This window comes from Leclercia sp. M-A074-M (genome assembly GCF_965195605.1).
GTDB lineage: Bacteria > Pseudomonadota > Gammaproteobacteria > Enterobacterales > Enterobacteriaceae > Enterobacter.
This window is the reverse complement of the sequence record NZ_CBDAHM010000007.1, coordinates 69,544-86,273: the sequence shown is the minus strand read 5'-3', so window position 1 is coordinate 86,273 and position 16,730 is coordinate 69,544. Positions and strand designations below refer to the sequence as shown.

The window sequence follows — 16,730 nt, the reverse complement described above, 5'->3', positions numbered from 1 at the left end:
TTTTAAAAAAACAATGAGAAGGATTAGGATATTACCAGGGCTAGCTATATCCAGATTCAGATAATTTTCGCGCGATATTATAATGTAAACTTATTTCAGGAAGTAAAATATAAAACCATAAATAATACCGCTCCCACCGCCCTGCATTCTCAACCTAAACGACAACTTTAGTAAAACAGTCCGGCTGCATTTCAGGTACACTGTCCCTCTTCGATTCACTACCTCAGGCATATCATGACCGATTTAATTGCTCGTCCCCGTCGCCTGCGCAAAACCCCGGCGTTGCGCGCATTATTTGAAGAGACAACCCTGTCCCTGAACGATCTGGTGTTGCCGATTTTTGTTGAAGAAGAGATCGACGACTACAAAGCCATCGACGCCATGCCGGGCGTGATGCGCATTCCTGAGAAGCATCTGGCGCGCGAAATTGAACGCATTGCCAACGCAGGCATCCGCTCAATCATGACCTTCGGCATCTCCCACCATACCGACGCCACCGGCAGCGATGCCTGGAAAGAGGATGGTCTGGTGGCGCGTATGTCGCGCATCGCCAAACAGACGGTGCCAGAGATGGTCGTCATGTCCGACACCTGCTTCTGCGAATATACCTCCCACGGCCACTGCGGCGTGCTGTGCGATCACGGCGTGGATAACGATGCCACTCTGGAGAACCTGGGCAAACAGGCGGTGGTGGCTGCCGCCGCAGGCGCGGACTTTATCGCTCCGTCTGCTGCTATGGATGGCCAGGTGCAGGCCATTCGCCAGGCGCTGGATGCCGCTGGCTTCACTGATACTGCGATCATGTCCTACTCCACCAAGTTCGCCTCCTCCTTCTACGGTCCGTTCCGTGAAGCGGCCGGTACCGCCCTGAAGGGCGATCGCAAAACCTACCAGATGAACCCGCTCAACCGCCGCGAAGCGATCCGTGAGTCGCTGCTCGACGAAGCGCAGGGCGCTGACTGCCTGATGGTGAAACCGGCGGGCGCCTATCTGGATATCCTGCGCGACATCCGCGAGCGCACCGAACTGCCGCTGGGCGCCTATCAGGTGAGCGGCGAGTACGCGATGATCAAATTCGCCGCCCAGGCGGGGGCGATCGACGAAGAGAAAGTGATCCTCGAAAGCCTGGGGGCGATCAAGCGCGCCGGTGCGGATCTGATCTTCAGCTACTTCGCGCTGGATCTGGCCGAGAAGAAAATTCTGCGTTAATCCCTATTGCCGGGTGGCGGCTTCGCCTTACCCGGCCTACGGACCTGGAACACAAGCTTCACCCCCCTGCAATACAATCGACATCTGGCGCTTCTACTGTCTCAGCAGAACAGGAGGAGGAGCCACCATGTTTAGTCTCGACAGCGTTCTCGATGACCTTTGGCCGCAGGCAAAACCTGCACCCTGGCAAAAAAGCGTGTTAAAGAAGCTCTTATACGAAGCGGAATTTCAGCAATTTGCCGCCGACCACCGTCACCTGAAAGGGCTCGATATGGTGGAACAGATTCTGGAGCATCTTGATATCCTCTGTACCCTTCCGGCTCACGACCTCGAACAGATCCCCGCCCACGGCCCGCTGATTGTTATCGCGAATCACCCCACCGGTACGCTGGACGGACTGGCGCTGCTGTATGCCCTCTCCCGCGTGCGCCGGGACGTGAAAGTGGTGACCAACCGCATGCTGACGCATCTGGCACCGTTGAGTGCGCTGTTTATTCCGGTGGATAACATGGGCGGACGGACAGGGAAATCGTCGTTCGCCCTGATGGAGCAGCAGCTGCAAAATGGTGGGGTGCTGATCTTCTTCCCGGCGGGGGAGGTCTCCCGCCCCACGCGCACCGGGATCCACGATAAAAAGTGGCACCCCGGCTTTATCAAACTGGCGGGCAAATTCCGCGCCCCGCTGCTGCCGGTTAATATCCCCGCCCGCAACAGCCTGCTGTTTTATGCCACCACCCTGCTCTCGCCGCAGCTGTCGATGCTGCTGCTGATGCAGCAGATGTTTCGCCGTCGCCACAGCCGCCTGCCGGTGAAAATCGGCCAGCAGATCGGCTGGCACCACTGGTACAGCCCCACGCTCTCCGCCCGGGAGCTGGCCGAGCAGTGCCGCCAGCACGTGCTGCGCCTCGGCAAGGGACTGCCGGGTGTGTTCAAAACCGAGTCCGCCATTGCCCGCCCGGAAGACCGTGCCACCCTGAAGCGCGCCCTGGCGCAGGCGGAGCGTCTGGGCATTACCGCCGATGGCAAAAGCATCTATCTGTGGCAGCGCAACGGCCAGGAAGAGGTGCCGATACTGCGCGAGCTGGGCCGCCTGCGGGAGATTGCTTTTCGCGCCGTGGGCGAAGGCAGCGGTAAACGGCGCGATACCGATCGCTATGACGATGACTATCTGCACCTGATTTTATGGGATGACGACGATCTGGAGATTGTAGGCGCCTACCGCTTTATGCCGACCGCCTTCCAGGGACGGGATGCCCTCTACAGCCACAGCCTGTTTCACTACGGCGACGACATGGATGAGATCCTGGAGCACGGGATTGAACTGGGGCGCAGCTTTATTCAGCCGCGCTACTGGGGACGCCGCGGGCTCGACTACCTGTGGTCCGGCATTGGTGCTTATCTGGCGCGTTACCCGCACTATCGTTACCTGTTCGGACCGGTCTCCATCTCCGGGGGATTACCGCCCGCGGCGCGGGATCTGCTGGTGGCCTTTTACCGGCTCTGGTTCCCGGCCACTCATCCGCTGGCGACCTCGCGCCGCCCGTACCCCGCCTCATTGCCCGACGTGCTGTCGCAGTTTGGGGGCGAAGATTATGTGGAGGATCTGACCCGGCTGAAATCACTGCTTGGCAATCTGGGATGCGGCATCCCGCCGCTGTACAAGCAGTATTCCGAGCTGTGCGAGCCCGGCGGCGTGCAGTTTATCGATTTTGGCAGCGACCCGGCGTTCAACAACTGCGTGGACGGGCTGGTGCTGGTGGATTTGTGTTATCTGAAAGCCAGCCGTTATCAGCGGTATATCGAGGCACATTTGTAGCGCCCGGTGGCGGCTTCGCCTTACCGGGCCTACGGGTGCCTCTGTCATGGGGCACGATAAAATGGCTTATCCCCTAAAATCGTTGCCCGATGCATTATCCGCCGCTGCGGCAGGTAATCGGCATTGGCGTAATGCTGCGTCACCCGGTTATCCCAGATCGCCAGATCGTTCTCCTGCCAGCGCCAGCGCACCTGAAACTCCGGTTTGGTGATATGGGCGAAGAGGAAACCTAACAGCGCCTCGCTCTCTTTCTCGCTCAGGTCAACAATTCGCGTGGTAAAGCCTTCGTTGACGAACAGCGCCTGCTTGCCGCTCACCGGATGGGTGCGCACCACCGGGTGCAGCAGCGGCGGATGCTTTGCCACCGCCTCCCGCCAGCGCTGGTGCTCCTCTTCCGTTTTACGGTACTTATACTCCGGGAACGATTTTTTGAAATCGTGCTCCGCCCGCAGGCCGCTCAGCAGCTGCTGGAACGGGGTGGATAACGCCTCAAAGGCGGCAATTCCACTGGCCCACAGCGTATCTCCCCCGCTCTGCGGCAGCTGTTTCGCCGCGAGGATCGCCCCGGCGGGCGGGGTCTCGATAAAGGTGACATCGGTGTGCCAGTTGTCGTTATCCGGTGGATTATCGTTATGGGTATCCAGCACGATGATCTCCTCTACCCCCTCGGCATGGGGATAGACCGGGTGGATATGCAGATCGCCGAACAGCAGCGCCAGGGCGCGCTGCTGCTGGGGCGTCACCGCCTGCTCGCGCAGGAATACCACCTGATGGCGCAACACCGCGTGATAGAGCTGCTCAAACTGGTTATCGCTTAATGGGCGGGTCACATCCAGCCCGGAAATTTGCGCGCCGATATACGGCCCCAGCGGGGTAATGGTCAGACGTTCACTCATTGTATCTCTCCATGCCAGGGCGTCAGGCGGCGCTGTAGCGCGCGCAGCCCCAGTTCTAATCCGAAGGCGATCACGGCGATCGCCGCGATCCCTGCCAGTACCACGTCCGTCGCCAGGAACTCCCCCGCCGACTGGACCATAAAGCCTAATCCGCGCGTGGCGGCGATGAGCTCAGCCGCCACCAGCGTTGACCAGCCGACGCCGAGGCCGATGCGCAGCCCGGTCAGGATCTCCGGCAGCGCGCCGGGCAAAATCACAAACCACAGCACCTGCGCACGGCTGGCGCCCAGCGACTGCGCCGCGCGGATCCGCACCTGCTGGGCGCTTTTGACCCCCGCCAGCGCAGACATTGCCACCGGGGCGAAAATCGCCAGGTAGATCAGCAGGATCTTCGAGGTCTCGCCGATGCCAAACCAGATCACCATCAGGGGCAGATACGCCAGCGGCGGCACCGGACGATAAAGTTCGATCAGCGGATCGAGAATGCCCCGCACCGTCGGGCTCAAGCCCATCGCAATGCCCACCGGGATCCCGACGATCGTCGCCGCCAGCAGCGCCACCAGAATGCGCCCCAGGCTGGCCGCCAGATGCTGCCACAGGGTGGCATCCATAAACCCCTGCGGACCGGCGATGGTAATGAGTTTCACCAGCACCTGGCCCGGCGGCGGCAGGAAGAGCGGGCTTATCCACTGCGCCGCCGCCACTGCCCACCACACCGCAAGCAGCACCAGCAGGGTGGTGACGCTGAGCGTCAACGAACGGGAAAAGGGCCAGCGCAGGGTCAGCCGTTTGCGCGCCGTTTTGTCATTGACCACAATGCTCATGAGAAGGCCTCCCGCTGTTCAAACACGCGGCTCAGCACATATTCGCGCCGGGCAATAAAATCGGGGTCGGACTTGATGCTGCGCACCGGCTCGCCCGCCACGAAGCGGCGGGCAAAGTTGAGCGGCAGACGCTCCAGCACCCGCCCCGGTCCCGGCGAGAGCAGCACCAGCCCGGTGGCCATAAACACCGCTTCTTCGATGTCGTGAGTGATGAGTAGCACCTGCTTGCCGGTCTCATGCCACAGGCGTAGCAGCAGAGTTTGCATCTGCTCGCGGGTAAAGGCGTCCAGCGCACCGAAAGGTTCATCCAGCAGCAACAGTTGCGGATTGGCCGCCAGCGCCCGGGCGATGCCGACGCGCTGACGCTGGCCGCCGGAGAGCTGCCAGATAAAGCGTTTTTCCGCCCCTTCCAGCCCGACTTTTTTCAGCATCCCCCGTGCGGTTGCCAGCCGCTCATCACGCGACGTGCCCGCCAGTTGTAGCCCGAAGGCGACGTTCTCCTGCACGTTACGCCAGGGCAGCAACCCTTCGTTCTGAAAGACCACACCGCGCTCGGCACCGGGTCCCACCCCCTTTTTCCCTGCCAGCTGGATAGCGCCATGCTGATAAGCTACAAACCCGGCGATCAGATTCAGCAGCGTGGTCTTCCCGCAGCCGGACGGACCGAGCACCACCAGCAGCTCGCCGCTGTCCAGCGTCAGGTTGATATCCTCCAGCGCAGGCTTGCCAGCGTAATCGGCGTAGAGATTTGTAATATTCAGCATCCGGCCCCCCTTACTTCACAAAGCGATCGGTGACGTACTGGCTGTAGTCCGCCGCCACCGCGGGCACTTTGCCCTGCTCTTTCAGGAAGCCTGCGGTATCAACAATCGCTTTATTCACCGGGCCTGACAGCTGCTGCAACTGCTGGGCAGGCGTCAGGTAGGTATTGCCTTTCACCAGACCCGGCACGTCGGCTTCCGGCACCCCGCTCAGGCGGGCCAGTTTTTCGATATTGGCGGGCTGTTTCAGCCATTCATCCGGGTTGGCAATGTAGGGCTGCTGAGCGTCGATGGCGCTTCTGGCGAAGGCTTTCACCACCTCCGGGTGTTTCCCGGCAAAGTCTTTACGCACCACCCACACGTCGAGGGTTGGCGATCCCCACTGGCCCACCTGGGCGGAGTCGGTCAGCACGCTGCCGTCCTTTTGCAGTTCGTTTACCGCCGGGGACCAGACATAAGCCCCGTCGATATCGCCACGCTGCCAGGCGGCGATGATCGCCGGAGGTTGCAGGTTGATGATCTCCACCTGGCCCGGTTTGATCCCCCAGTGTTTCAGGGCGGCGAGGAGGCTGTAGTGGGTGGTGGAGATAAAGGGCACCGCGATGCGTTTGCCGATCAGATCGTCTGGCTTCATGATGTTTTTCTTCACCACCAGCGCTTCGGAATTACCGAGCTGCGAGGCCAGCAGGAAAACTTCAATCGGCACCTGCTGACTGGCGGCCACCGCCAGCGGGCTGGAGCCGAGATTGCCAATCTGCACGTCGCCGGAGGCCAGCGCCCGCACGATGGCCGCGCCGCTGTCGAACTTACGCCAGTCCACGTTGGCGCCGCTCGTTTTCTCAAAGGTTTTATCCGCCTGGGCCACTTTCGCGGGCTCAGCGGAAGTTTGATACGCAACGGTGACATCTACCGCCTGCGCCTGGAATACCCACAGCGCCAGGGCGCCGAGTAAGGTGATACGCGATGAAATTGCCATGGTGTCTGCTCCCCTCTGTTGTTATGGAGGCAGTATTTCCGCGGCGAGAATTTTGATAAAGGAATTAAAAAGCATCGTTAATGCCGAATCGTTTTTAGAAAAAAAGCGGCAATAGATAGTTGGATTTTAGGGATTGGGGTGAGGGCTATTTGTCTCGTGTGGGCAAAGAAATATGTAACGGTAGAGGTAGTTCCGTTCACTTCACGGTCCGTGCTGCTCTGGTATACCAGAACCGGTGAACGTGCCAGGGGGGTGGCGACTACGCCTTACCCGGTCTACTTTACTACCCAAACCTTTATTGCAATTTTGTTACATCCGTTACATAACCGCAGCTGCACAATTGCCAGCCAACCATTGACAGGCATCATAGGCGAATGACTTCGTAAAGGTATCTGAGATGATCAAAGTGGTGCTGGTGGACGACCATGTGGTGGTGCGTTCCGGGTTCGCCCAGCTGTTAAATCTGGAAGACGATCTGGTGGTGGAAGGCCAGTACAGCAGCGCCGCAGAGGCCTGGGCCGCCCTTAGCCGCGAGGCCATCGATGTGGCGGTGCTCGACGTCGCCATGCCCGATGAGAACGGCCTGAGCCTGCTCAAACGCCTGCGCCAGCAGCGCCCGGGATTTCGCGCCATTATCCTCAGCATCTACGACACCCCCGCCTTTGTGCAGAGCGCGCTGGACGCCGGGGCCAGCGGCTATCTCACCAAGCGCTGCGGCCCGGAGGAGCTGGTCCAGGCGGTCCGATCCGTCGGCATGGGCGGACACTATCTGTGTGCCGATGCGGTTAAAGCCCTGCGCGGCGGTGAGCCGGTATCACAGGCGCTGGCGGTACTGACCCCGCGCGAGAAAGAGGTGTTCGAGCTGCTGGTCCAGGGCAAAAGCGTGAAGGAGATTGCCTTCCAGCTTGAGCTCAGCCACAAAACTGTCCATGTTCATCGCGCCAACGTGCTGGGCAAACTGCAGTGCAGCAGCACCATTGAGCTGGTGCACTTTGCCCTCGATCACCAACTGCTGACGGGCCACTAATGCGGCGCTCCCTGCGGCACATCATCCTCTCGCTGTTTATTATGCTGGCCTGGGGCACCGGCTGGCTGATGCTGTGGACGCTGAGCTTTTACCTCACCCGCAACGGGCAGCAGGCGGCCCTGTTTTTGCCTCAGGGCGTCTATCTGGCGCTGCTGATTGTGCTTTCGCGCCGCTTCTGGCCGGCGCTGATCCTCCCTCCGCTGGCGGCGATGTTCTGGCTGCACGGCGAACAGCTGCTGACTCATCACCTGATGCTGGTGGTGCCGCTGATGGGCACCGTCTGTGCATGGCTGGCGCAGCACTACTGGCACCGCTATCCCCTCTACTGGCAGCGTCTGTCGCTGCTGATCGCGGCAGTGACCCTCAATGCCCTGCTCCAGACCCTGATCCTGGCGCCGTTCCTTGAAAGCCCGGCCACCCTGCTGGTGCTGGCCTCCTTTACCGGCGGGGTGCTGCTGACGCCGTTCGTCTACCTCGTGTTTGAGTTTTTGCGCCAGCAGCATCGCTACCATCTGCTGGGGCTCGATACCAGCAACCCGCCGCTGCGCACCTCGCTTATCATCTGGTGTAGCCTCTTTTTTATCATCGGTATCGGCACCCAGATGGTGCTCTCCCCCTCCCTGGAGCGGCTGCTGCTGATTGTGGTGTTTCTGCCCAACGTGGTGATGGCGTGGAAGTTTGGCTGGCAGGGGGGCGTGCTCTCCGGGCTGCTGGGCAGCATGATGATCACTATTGCCCGTCAGGTCGGCGTAGGGTTCAGCGATCTGCTGGAGCTGGAAATTTTTCTCGCCACCCAGTCGCTGCTGGGGATTGGGCTGGGGATCGCTATCAGCCGCCAGCAACATCTGGCGATGAACCTCGATCACTATCGTCGTCGGCTGGAGGCAGAATTGCAGGCCCGACGCGAGCTGACCGAAAAGCTGATCCATACCGAAGAAGATACCCGCAAGCACCTGGCCCGGGAGCTGCACGACGAGATTGGGCAGAACATCACCGCCATTCAGATCCAGTCCCAGCTGGTAAAACGGGCGGGGGATAATCCGCAGGCGTTAGAGGCCGCCGGGCAGATCAACGAGCTGGCCCGCCGCATTCACCACTCCACCCGCCAGCTGCTGCGCCAGCTTCGCCCCCCTGTGCTGGACGAGCTCTCCCTGAACGAGGCGCTGCACCACCTGGTGAACGAGTTCGCCTTTGCCGAGCGCGGCATTCAGTGTCGGTTTGACTACCGGCTCACCGCTCCGCCGCAGAGTGAAACCCTGGTCTTCACCCTCTATCGCTTACTCCAGGAGCTGCTGAATAACGTCAGCAAACATGCCGATGCCAGCGAGGTCAGCGTCCTGCTCTGTGAGCAGGATAACCAGCTGCGGCTGGAGGTTAAGGATAACGGCAACGGTATCAGCATGCAGCAGATCCCCGGCTTCGGCATCCAGGGGATGCGCGAGCGGGTGCATGCCCTGGGCGGCGAGTTCACCCTGGAGTCCCAGGGCGGCACACGCGTAATTGTTAACCTGCCCACAGTTTTGCAACAAACACACCGCTAACCAGGAAAAAGTCTTAGTCACGCCAGACTTTCTCTCATCCCTTTTTCGTCGCGCTTTCATACAGTCATTGCAAATGGAGAACGCCATGCCCGCACTGTCAGCTGAACAGGTTACACAACGCTACCGCCGGCTGCGCCCGCGACTGCTGCTCTGCATGGTCACTGGCTACGCCGCGTTTTACCTGACGCGTAAAAGCCTCAACTACGTGCTGCCCGCATTGCAGTTGGATCTGGGGTTAAGCAAGAGCGATATCGGCCTGATCGGATCGCTGTTCTACCTCAGCTACGGCCTGTCGAAATTTGCCGCCGGACTGTGGCACGACAGCAAGGGCCAGCGGGCGTTTATGGGCATCGGCCTGATGGCGACCGGGGTACTGAACGTGCTGTTCGCCTTCGGCGACTCCCTGCCCCTGCTGCTGTTTATCTGGACGCTGAACGGCTTCTTTCAGGGATGGGGATGGCCGCCCTGCGCCAGGTTGCTCACCCACTGGTATTCGCGCAACGAGCGCGGCTTCTGGTGGGGGTGCTGGAACACCTCCATCAACATCGGCGGGGCGATTATTCCGCTGATCTGCGCCTTCGCCGCCCATCGCTGGGGCTGGCAGGCGGCGATGCTGACACCGGGGATCATCAGTATCGTGCTCGGCCTGTGGCTGACCACACAACTGCGGGGCACACCGCAGGAAGAGGGTCTGCCGTCGGTCGGGGAGTGGCGCAACGATCCGCTGGAGTTGCGCCAGGAGCAGCAGAGTCCGCCGATGGGGCTGTGGCAGATGTTACGCACCACCATGCTGCAGAACCCGATGATCTGGCTGCTCGGGACCTCCTATGTGCTGGTCTATCTGATCCGCATTGCCCTCAACGACTGGGGCAACATCTGGCTGGCGGAGAGCCACGGGGTGAACCTGCTGAGCGCCAACGCCACGGTGATGCTGTTCGAAGTAGGCGGTCTGCTCGGGGCACTCTTCGCCGGATGGGGGTCGGATCTGCTGTTCAGCGGCCAGCGGGCGCCGATGATTTTGCTGTTCACGCTGGGGCTGATGGTGTCGGTCGCCGCCCTGTGGCTGGCCCCGGTTCACCACTACGCCCTGCTGGCGATGTGCTTTTTTACGGTGGGATTTTTTGTCTTTGGTCCGCAGATGCTCATCGGCCTTGCCGCCGTGGAGTGCGGGCACAAGCAGGCCGCAGGCTCGATTACCGGTTTTCTTGGCGTGTTTGCCTATCTGGGGGCGGCGCTGGCCGGGTGGCCGCTGTCGCAGGTTATCGAACGCTACGGCTGGTCGGGGATGTTCAGTTTGCTCTCCATTGCCGCCGTGCTGATGGGTTTACTCCTGATGCCGCTGCTGATGGCGGGCATCACCGCTTCTCGCAGTCACATAACGTCATAAAAAGGGCTGAATAATGAAAACAACGCTTCTCTCTACCCTCATTGCTTCCGGGATCGCGCTGGCAACCTTAACCGGTGCCGCACAGGCCAAAGGCCGCCTGGTGGTTTACTGTAGCGCCACCAACGAAATGTGCGAAGCCGAAACCAAAGCGTTTGGCGACAAGTACGACGTCAAAACCTCGTTTATCCGCAACGGCTCCGGCAGTACGCTGGCGAAAGTGGATGCCGAGAAGAAAAACCCGCAGGCTGACGTCTGGTACGGCGGCACCCTGGACCCGCAGTCTCAGGCTGGTGAGATGGGGCTGCTGCAGCCGTACAAATCGAAAAACCTGGAGCAGATCATGGAGAAATTCCGCGATCCGGCCAAGGTGAAAGGCAACCTCTCCTCTGCGGTGTACGTGGGCATTCTGGGCTTTGGCGTCAACACCCAGCGCCTGAAAGAGAAAAACCTGCCGGTACCGCAGTGCTGGAAAGATCTGACCAAACCGGAGTACAAGGGCGAGATCCAGATTGCCGATCCGCAAAGCTCCGGCACCGCCTACACCGCGCTGGCGACCTTCGTCCAGCTGTGGGGGGAAGACCAGGCTTTCGACTACCTCAAACAGCTGAACGGCAACGTCTCCCAGTACACCAAATCGGGCATCGCCCCGGCGCGTAACGCCGCCCGCGGTGAAACGGCCATCGGCATCGGCTTCCTGCACGACTACTCGCTGGAAAAAGAACAGGGCGCGCCGCTGGAGCTGATCTCCCCCTGCGAAGGCACCGGGTATGAGATTGGCGGCGTCAGCATCCTGAAGGGGGCGCGCAACGAAGAGAACGCGAAGCTCTTCGTGGACTGGGTGCTGTCGAAAGAGGCCCAGGAGCTGGCGTGGAAGCAGGGCAAGTCCTATCAGATCCTGACCAACACCACCGCAGAGACCTCGCCGAACTCGCTGAAGCTCGATGACCTGAAGCTCATCAGCTATGACATGGATAAGTACGGCTCCACGGATGTGCGCAAGGCGTTGATCAACAAGTGGGTCAGCGACGTGAAGATGGGTAAATAAGCCCGCTATTGCTCCTTTGCCGGGTGGCGCTACGCTTACCCGGCCTACAACACCGGAATACCTATGTTACAGACACTCGCTCTCCATCCCGTAAAAAAACGGGATGCGGTCTTCCTTTGGGTTTTTGTTAGCTGGCTGGCGTTTGCCCTGCTGCCGAGCTGGAGCCTGGATTACGGCCTGCTGGAGTCCACCGGCGACGAGATCCTCGACGCCTACAGTTGGTCACACTTCAACATTAGCTGGCTGTGGTATCTGCTCCCCACCCTGCTGCTGGTGCGCCCGTTCACCGAGGCGAAGCGCGAGCAGCGTAGCCGTCACTACCTGGACGCCGGCTGGGCACTGCTGTGCATGGCCTTTGTGGTCATCAGCGCCACCCTCGAAGGACGCGGCCTGGGCTACGCCACCATCGTGCTGTTTGTAGCGCTGGGGGCGATCATGACCCTGGCCCTGACCCGCCTCGAGTGGCTGGGCGGCGACCGCTTTGTCATCGGCTCGCTGATTACCATTGTCGCCCTGATCGGCATCTTTATCGTCTGGCCGAGCATCGCCATCTTTATTCCGATGTTCACCAACGACGCCGGGGAGTTCGCGCCGCTGGCGTTTATGAATGTGCTCTCCCAGGCGCATATCATCCAGGTGATCATCAACTCGATCCTGCTCTCGATCGCCGTCGGCATCGGCTGCACCTTCTTCGGCCTGGTGCTGGCGATCTACACCACCCGCATCGCCAGACGCAGCGCCATTATTGGCCGTATTTTCTCCATCCTGCCGATTGTTACCCCGCCGTTCGTGGTAGGTCTCGGCGTGACGCTGATGATGGGTCGCTCCGGCTATATTACGGAGCTGATGGTGGACTGGTTTGGGCTGACCAATACCAACTGGCTGTATGGCTTCACCGGTATCTGGCTGGCGCAAGTGCTGGCCTTTACGCCGATGGCCTTTATGATCCTCGACGGGGCGATCAAGACCATTCATCCGTCGCTGGAGGAGGCGTCGTACACCCTGCGCGCCAGCCGCTGGCAGACCTTTAACGGCGTCTTTGTCCCGCTGCTCAAGCCCGCGCTGGCCAACGCCTTTTTGATTGTCATCGTCCAGTCGCTGGCCGACTTCAGTAACCCGCTGGTGCTGGGGGGCAACTTCGACGTGCTGGCGACGCAGATCTACTTCTACATCACCGGCTCTCAGCTCGACTATCAGGCCGCCAGTACCCTCGGCGCCTTCCTGCTGCTCTTCTCCCTGCTGGTGTTCTGCATCCAGTATATGTGGATCGGCAAGCGCTCCTACGTCACCGTCTCCGGCAAGTCCTACCGCGGCGACGTCCAGCCCCTGCCGGTCACCCTGGTGTGGAGCGTGGTCGCCCTGCTGGCGGTGTGGATCGCCTTTAACGCCCTGCTTTACGGCAGCATTTTCTACGGCAGCTTTACCGTCAACTGGGGGGTGGATTACACCCTGACGCTGGATAACTTTATCAAGCTCTTCGGCCAGGGAATGAGCGACGGGGCATGGCCTTCACTGCTTGATACCCTGCTCTACGCCGGGATCGCCGCGCCGATCACCGCCGCCTTCGGCCTGCTGATCGCCTGGGTAGTGGTGCGCCAGCAGTTCAGGGGTAAAAAGACCATCGAGTTCACTACCATGCTCTGCTTTGCGGTACCGGGTACCGTGGCGGGGGTGTCATACATCCTCGCCTTTAACAGCGCCCCGGTCTACCTGACCGGCACCGCCGCCATCGTCATTATCTCCATGGTGATGCGTAACGTGCCGGTGGGCATTCGCGCCGGGATCGCGGGTTTGGGCCAGATCGATAAATCGCTGGACGAAGCCTCGCTGAGCCTGCGCGCCGGGAGCCTGCGCACCATTACGCATATTCTGCTGCCGCTGCTGCGCCCGGCCATTCTGTCGGCGCTGATCTACAGCTTTGTGCGCGCCATTACCACCGTCAGCGCCATTGTGTTCCTCGTCACGCCGGATACCCGGGTGGCAACGGCCTACATTCTGAACCGCGTGGAAGACGGTGAATACGGCGTGGCGATTGCCTACGGCTCGATCCTGATTGTGGTCATGCTGGCGATCATTTTCCTCTTTGACTGGCTCATCGGTGAGGCGCGTATCTCCCGTTCAAAAGCCAAAAACCAGGCGTAACACTATGACTCAGAAACATTTCGTTGAACTGCGTAACGTGACCAAGCGCTTTGGCGCCAACACGGTGATTGAAAACATCAACCTGGCGATCCCCCAGGGGCAGATGGTGACCCTGCTCGGCCCCTCCGGCTGCGGCAAAACCACGGTGCTGCGTCTGGTGGCGGGGCTGGAAAAACCCACCGACGGACAGATCCTCATCGACGGCGAAGACGTGACCCACCGCTCCATTCAGCAGCGTGATATCTGCATGGTATTCCAGTCTTACGCCCTCTTCCCGCACATGTCGCTGGGAGAGAACGTCGGCTACGGCCTGAAGATGCTCGGCGTGTCGCGCGCGGAGATCAAATCCCGCGTCAAAGAGGCGCTGGCGATGGTGGATCTGGAGGGCTTCGAAGACCGCTATGTGGATCAGATCTCCGGCGGCCAGCAGCAGCGCGTGGCGCTCGCCCGCGCCCTGATCCTCAAACCGAAAGTGCTGCTGTTTGATGAGCCTTTAAGTAACCTCGACGCCAACCTGCGGCGCAGCATGCGGGATAAGATCCGCGAGCTGCAAAAGCAGTTCAACATCACCTCGCTGTATGTGACCCACGACCAGAGCGAGGCGTTTGCGGTCTCGGACACCGTGCTGGTGATGAACAAGGGCAATATCATGCAGATTGGCTCCCCGCAGGATCTCTATCGTCAGCCCGCGTCACGCTTTATGGCGAGCTTTATGGGCGATGCCAACCTGTTCCCGGCCACCTTCACCCAGGATTACGTGGCGATCCACGGCTATCGCCTGCCGCGCCCGCTCCACTTTGCCGCCCAGGGGGCTGGCACCGTTGGGGTACGCCCGGAGGCGATCACCCTGAGCCAGCACGGCGAGACGAGTCAGCGCTGCGTGATCCGCCACGTCGCCTATATGGGGCCGCAGTATGAGGTGATTGTGGAGTGGCACGGCCAGGAGATTTTGTTGCAGGTGAACGCGACAAGGCTGCAGCCGGACGTGGGGGAAGCGTATTTCCTGGAGATCCATCCGTATGGGATGTTTGTGCTGGCAGATGCGGCGTAAACGGCACCGTTTTGTTCCCTCTTCCTGTGGGAGAGGGCTGGGGTGAGGGGGAGCGTGCGGCTCCGGTGGTGGTTCCGGAGGCGTTAAAAGAAAGCCTGACGGTAAAGGATTTCCCGACCCGTCTCCCTGTGTTTGAGCCCGAGGCCGATCACCTCGGGCGCTACTGCCAGGTACTGACCCAGCAGTTGATCAGTGGCTCGCTCACCACGGACGTGGAAAGAGTCATCCAGAATCTGCCCGGAGAACGGGTCAGTTTCTACGCCGATACGCTCAAGATGCCGCGCTGGCTCAGAACCGATGAGGGGGTAATTGAACTCCTGGCGTAAGCAGAGGTAGGGTGATTAATGCCCGGCGGCGCTGCGCTTGCCGGGCCTACGGTTGCCATTACCTGTTTCACTTAAAGCCTTTTAATTTTAAGCACTTTTCTGTAAACCACGCTTCCTCTCGCCTGTCGCACACTGTACGATTAATATACAAAACAAACAGCAATTAGAGGGATACTAAATGCCAGTTGATGAAAGTATAAAACCCACATCAGGAACACCCATTGTACCCGGTGGCGTCAGACAACTAACGATAGGTGAAATTGCACTAGCCAGGACTTTATTTGGTGAAAGTCTGATCTATAGCCGCATTTGGGTTCATCGTGAAGGGTATTTACCATTCAACCTGCAACCCGTAGATGTTGCAATGGCTCCCGACGGCGAATTATGGTTTAGAGAGGGAACCTATTCACCGGATTTTTCTTTAGAAAGAGACCTGCAGAAGAAACACAGATTTATGCATGAAATGGTTCATGCATGGCAAGCACAAAAGGGAATGTTTGTTAGAACCAGAGGGTTATTCTCTCGCCTGGCTGATTATAGTTACAGTTTAGACAAAGCTAACTTCCTCCATTATGGGCTAGAACAACAAGCATCAATTGCCAGCGATTATTGGCTACTTCTTACCTATGGGTTTAATAGTGATACGTTATATTTAACAGAATATAGAGATTATCATCCGAATGTATCCACTCATGAACTCATTAGAAAATACAAATCAGTTTTGAAAGGATTTCCAGGATGAAGAGATTACTCACATTACCTTTTATTGTTATCCTTACGGGTTGCCCTGGTGGAGGAAAACCAGCATCAATACATCGTAGCGTGTTTATGCAAGGTAACACCATCTGCTTTACTATAAACAAGAATGATGTTCTAAAACGTTATAGCATTTACTATTGGCCTAATAAAAAATACACAATTTTAGAAGCAAAAGATAATATATCCTTATCATATCCTGACACATGCGTAAACGTTAAATTGCCAAAGGGATATAACTATAATATTGCATATAATTTAAATGGAGTCAGTTATTCTGATTCATTCTTTATCGACAACGATGGGAACAGATAATTATGTCACTACCAGCTTATTTATTTCTGTATGATGAAAATGGAATGCAAATTCCAGGAGATTGCATGGCTTTAGGCCGTGAGGGTGCAATAGAAGTTATGAATAGTAGTTACGGCGTAAGGCAGCCAGTAGACAGCAATACAGGAAACATGACAGGATGTAGACAACATAGTCCTGTAGTAATTCATAAACAACTTGATAAAACCAGCCCTTTCTTTGCTATCGCTGTGTGTGAGCAAAAGAGATTTCAAAAAGCGGTACTTAAATATTATGAAATCGTAGAAGCAGGAATAGAGACGGAGATTTATAATATTAAGCTAGAGGGTGTTGTCGTTTCTTCTGTAGATTTCACTCATGTTTATTATCCTGGTAGTACTACCCCGAACATGCATGAAGTAGTGGGACTTAGATTCCGAGGTATTGAATGGAATTATGTAAGAGGAAATATTAAATATGATGATGCATGGATGAAGCCAGCAAAACCGAATGAGACGCAAAAATAAAGTAAATGGGGCAATCGTAGAGCCAGTCAGTGGCTTAAATGACTGGCATTACAAATTTGGTTGCCGTTTTCGTATTTGCTGCCTTTCCCATAGGGACAAAGGCTCCACAATATTTCTTAGGTCCTTAAAGCAAGCAACGTATGGTGAAAGGCCCC

General features: G+C 58.3%; 16 protein-coding genes. 12 read left to right on the top strand and 4 right to left on the bottom strand.

The genetic code is table 11. The annotated features are described in order from the left end of the window. The first annotated feature begins 234 nt into the window (after nt 1-234). Together hemB and ACOKCT_RS15190 are read left to right on the top strand one after the other, a co-directional pair. Nucleotides 235-1,209: a porphobilinogen synthase gene (gene hemB / locus ACOKCT_RS15195; protein WP_103178425.1), complete on the top strand. Its 975-nt coding sequence runs from the start codon at nt 235-237 to the stop codon at nt 1,207-1,209. A 127-nt stretch (nt 1,210-1,336) separates the two neighbouring features. After that, nucleotides 1,337-3,025, top strand: coding sequence for a lysophospholipid acyltransferase family protein (locus ACOKCT_RS15190; RefSeq protein ID WP_420193631.1), 1,689 nt, complete (start codon nt 1,337-1,339; stop codon nt 3,023-3,025). Nucleotides 3,026-3,069: 44 nt separating this feature from the next. On the opposite strand, the gene tauD is transcribed toward ACOKCT_RS15190, so the two are convergent. Genes tauD through tauA form a run of 4 tightly spaced genes read right to left on the bottom strand, consistent with a single transcriptional unit; the run spans nt 3,070 to nt 6,482 of the window. Beyond that, nucleotides 3,070-3,921: a taurine dioxygenase gene (tauD, locus tag ACOKCT_RS15185; RefSeq protein ID WP_420193630.1), complete on the bottom strand. Its 852-nt coding sequence runs from the start codon at nt 3,919-3,921 to the stop codon at nt 3,070-3,072. Then, complete coding sequence (gene tauC / locus ACOKCT_RS15180; RefSeq protein ID WP_420193629.1) at nt 3,918-4,745, bottom strand: taurine ABC transporter permease TauC; 828 nt, start codon at nt 4,743-4,745, stop codon at nt 3,918-3,920. Before tauC ends, tauD begins: the two co-directional genes overlap by 4 nt. After that, nucleotides 4,742-5,509 carry a taurine ABC transporter ATP-binding subunit gene (gene tauB / locus ACOKCT_RS15175; RefSeq protein WP_420193628.1) on the bottom strand — a complete coding sequence of 256 codons (768 nt, stop codon included), beginning with the start codon at nt 5,507-5,509 and terminating at the stop codon, nt 4,742-4,744. Before tauB ends, tauC begins: the two co-directional genes overlap by 4 nt. A gap of 10 nt (nt 5,510-5,519) precedes the next feature. Further along, nucleotides 5,520-6,482, bottom strand: coding sequence for a taurine ABC transporter substrate-binding protein (gene tauA / locus ACOKCT_RS15170; protein ID WP_420193627.1), 963 nt, complete (start codon nt 6,480-6,482; stop codon nt 5,520-5,522). 397 nt (nt 6,483-6,879) lie between these two features. Here tauA and ACOKCT_RS15165 point away from each other — a divergent pair, with 397 nt between their 5' ends. From ACOKCT_RS15165 to ACOKCT_RS15120, 10 genes are all read left to right on the top strand, one after another. Next, a complete protein-coding gene (locus ACOKCT_RS15165) occupies nt 6,880-7,509 on the top strand; it encodes a response regulator transcription factor (protein WP_156653973.1) in 630 nt (209 codons plus the stop codon). Then, nucleotides 7,509-9,050 carry an MASE1 domain-containing sensor histidine kinase gene (locus ACOKCT_RS15160; RefSeq protein ID WP_420193626.1) on the top strand — a complete coding sequence of 514 codons (1,542 nt, stop codon included), beginning with the start codon at nt 7,509-7,511 and terminating at the stop codon, nt 9,048-9,050. Before ACOKCT_RS15165 ends, ACOKCT_RS15160 begins: the two co-directional genes overlap by 1 nt. An 85-nt stretch (nt 9,051-9,135) precedes the next feature. Next, complete coding sequence (gene uhpC / locus ACOKCT_RS15155) at nt 9,136-10,437, top strand: MFS transporter family glucose-6-phosphate receptor UhpC (RefSeq protein WP_420193625.1); 1,302 nt, start codon at nt 9,136-9,138, stop codon at nt 10,435-10,437. A 13-nt stretch (nt 10,438-10,450) separates the two neighbouring features. Beyond that, the gene (locus ACOKCT_RS15150) at nt 10,451-11,482 is read left to right on the top strand and encodes an ABC transporter substrate-binding protein (RefSeq protein WP_032616757.1); all 1,032 of its coding nucleotides are present in this window, start codon (nt 10,451-10,453) and stop codon (nt 11,480-11,482) included. Nucleotides 11,483-11,545: 63 nt separating this feature from the next. Beyond that, nucleotides 11,546-13,624 carry an ABC transporter permease gene (locus ACOKCT_RS15145; RefSeq protein ID WP_420193624.1) on the top strand — a complete coding sequence of 693 codons (2,079 nt, stop codon included), beginning with the start codon at nt 11,546-11,548 and terminating at the stop codon, nt 13,622-13,624. A gap of 4 nt (nt 13,625-13,628) precedes the next feature. After that, nucleotides 13,629-14,675 carry a ferric ABC transporter ATP-binding protein gene (fbpC, locus tag ACOKCT_RS15140; RefSeq protein WP_103178415.1) on the top strand — a complete coding sequence of 349 codons (1,047 nt, stop codon included), beginning with the start codon at nt 13,629-13,631 and terminating at the stop codon, nt 14,673-14,675. 11 nt (nt 14,676-14,686) lie between these two features. Beyond that, nucleotides 14,687-15,001, top strand: coding sequence for a hypothetical protein (locus ACOKCT_RS15135; RefSeq protein WP_139156320.1), 315 nt, complete (start codon nt 14,687-14,689; stop codon nt 14,999-15,001). Between the two features lie 178 nt (nt 15,002-15,179). Then, nucleotides 15,180-15,743 carry a type IV secretion protein Rhs gene (locus ACOKCT_RS15130; RefSeq protein ID WP_180210299.1) on the top strand — a complete coding sequence of 188 codons (564 nt, stop codon included), beginning with the start codon at nt 15,180-15,182 and terminating at the stop codon, nt 15,741-15,743. Next, nucleotides 15,740-16,072, top strand: a complete 333-nt coding sequence (locus ACOKCT_RS15125) for a putative T6SS immunity periplasmic lipoprotein (protein ID WP_420193623.1) — start codon at nt 15,740-15,742, stop codon at nt 16,070-16,072. The genes ACOKCT_RS15130 and ACOKCT_RS15125 overlap by 4 nt, the downstream gene beginning before the upstream one ends. Before the next feature lie 2 nt (nt 16,073-16,074). Further along, on the top strand, nt 16,075-16,575 hold the full coding sequence (locus ACOKCT_RS15120) for an Hcp family type VI secretion system effector (protein ID WP_103178412.1): 501 nt from the start codon (nt 16,075-16,077) through the stop codon (nt 16,573-16,575). Nucleotides 16,576-16,730 lie beyond the last annotated feature (155 nt).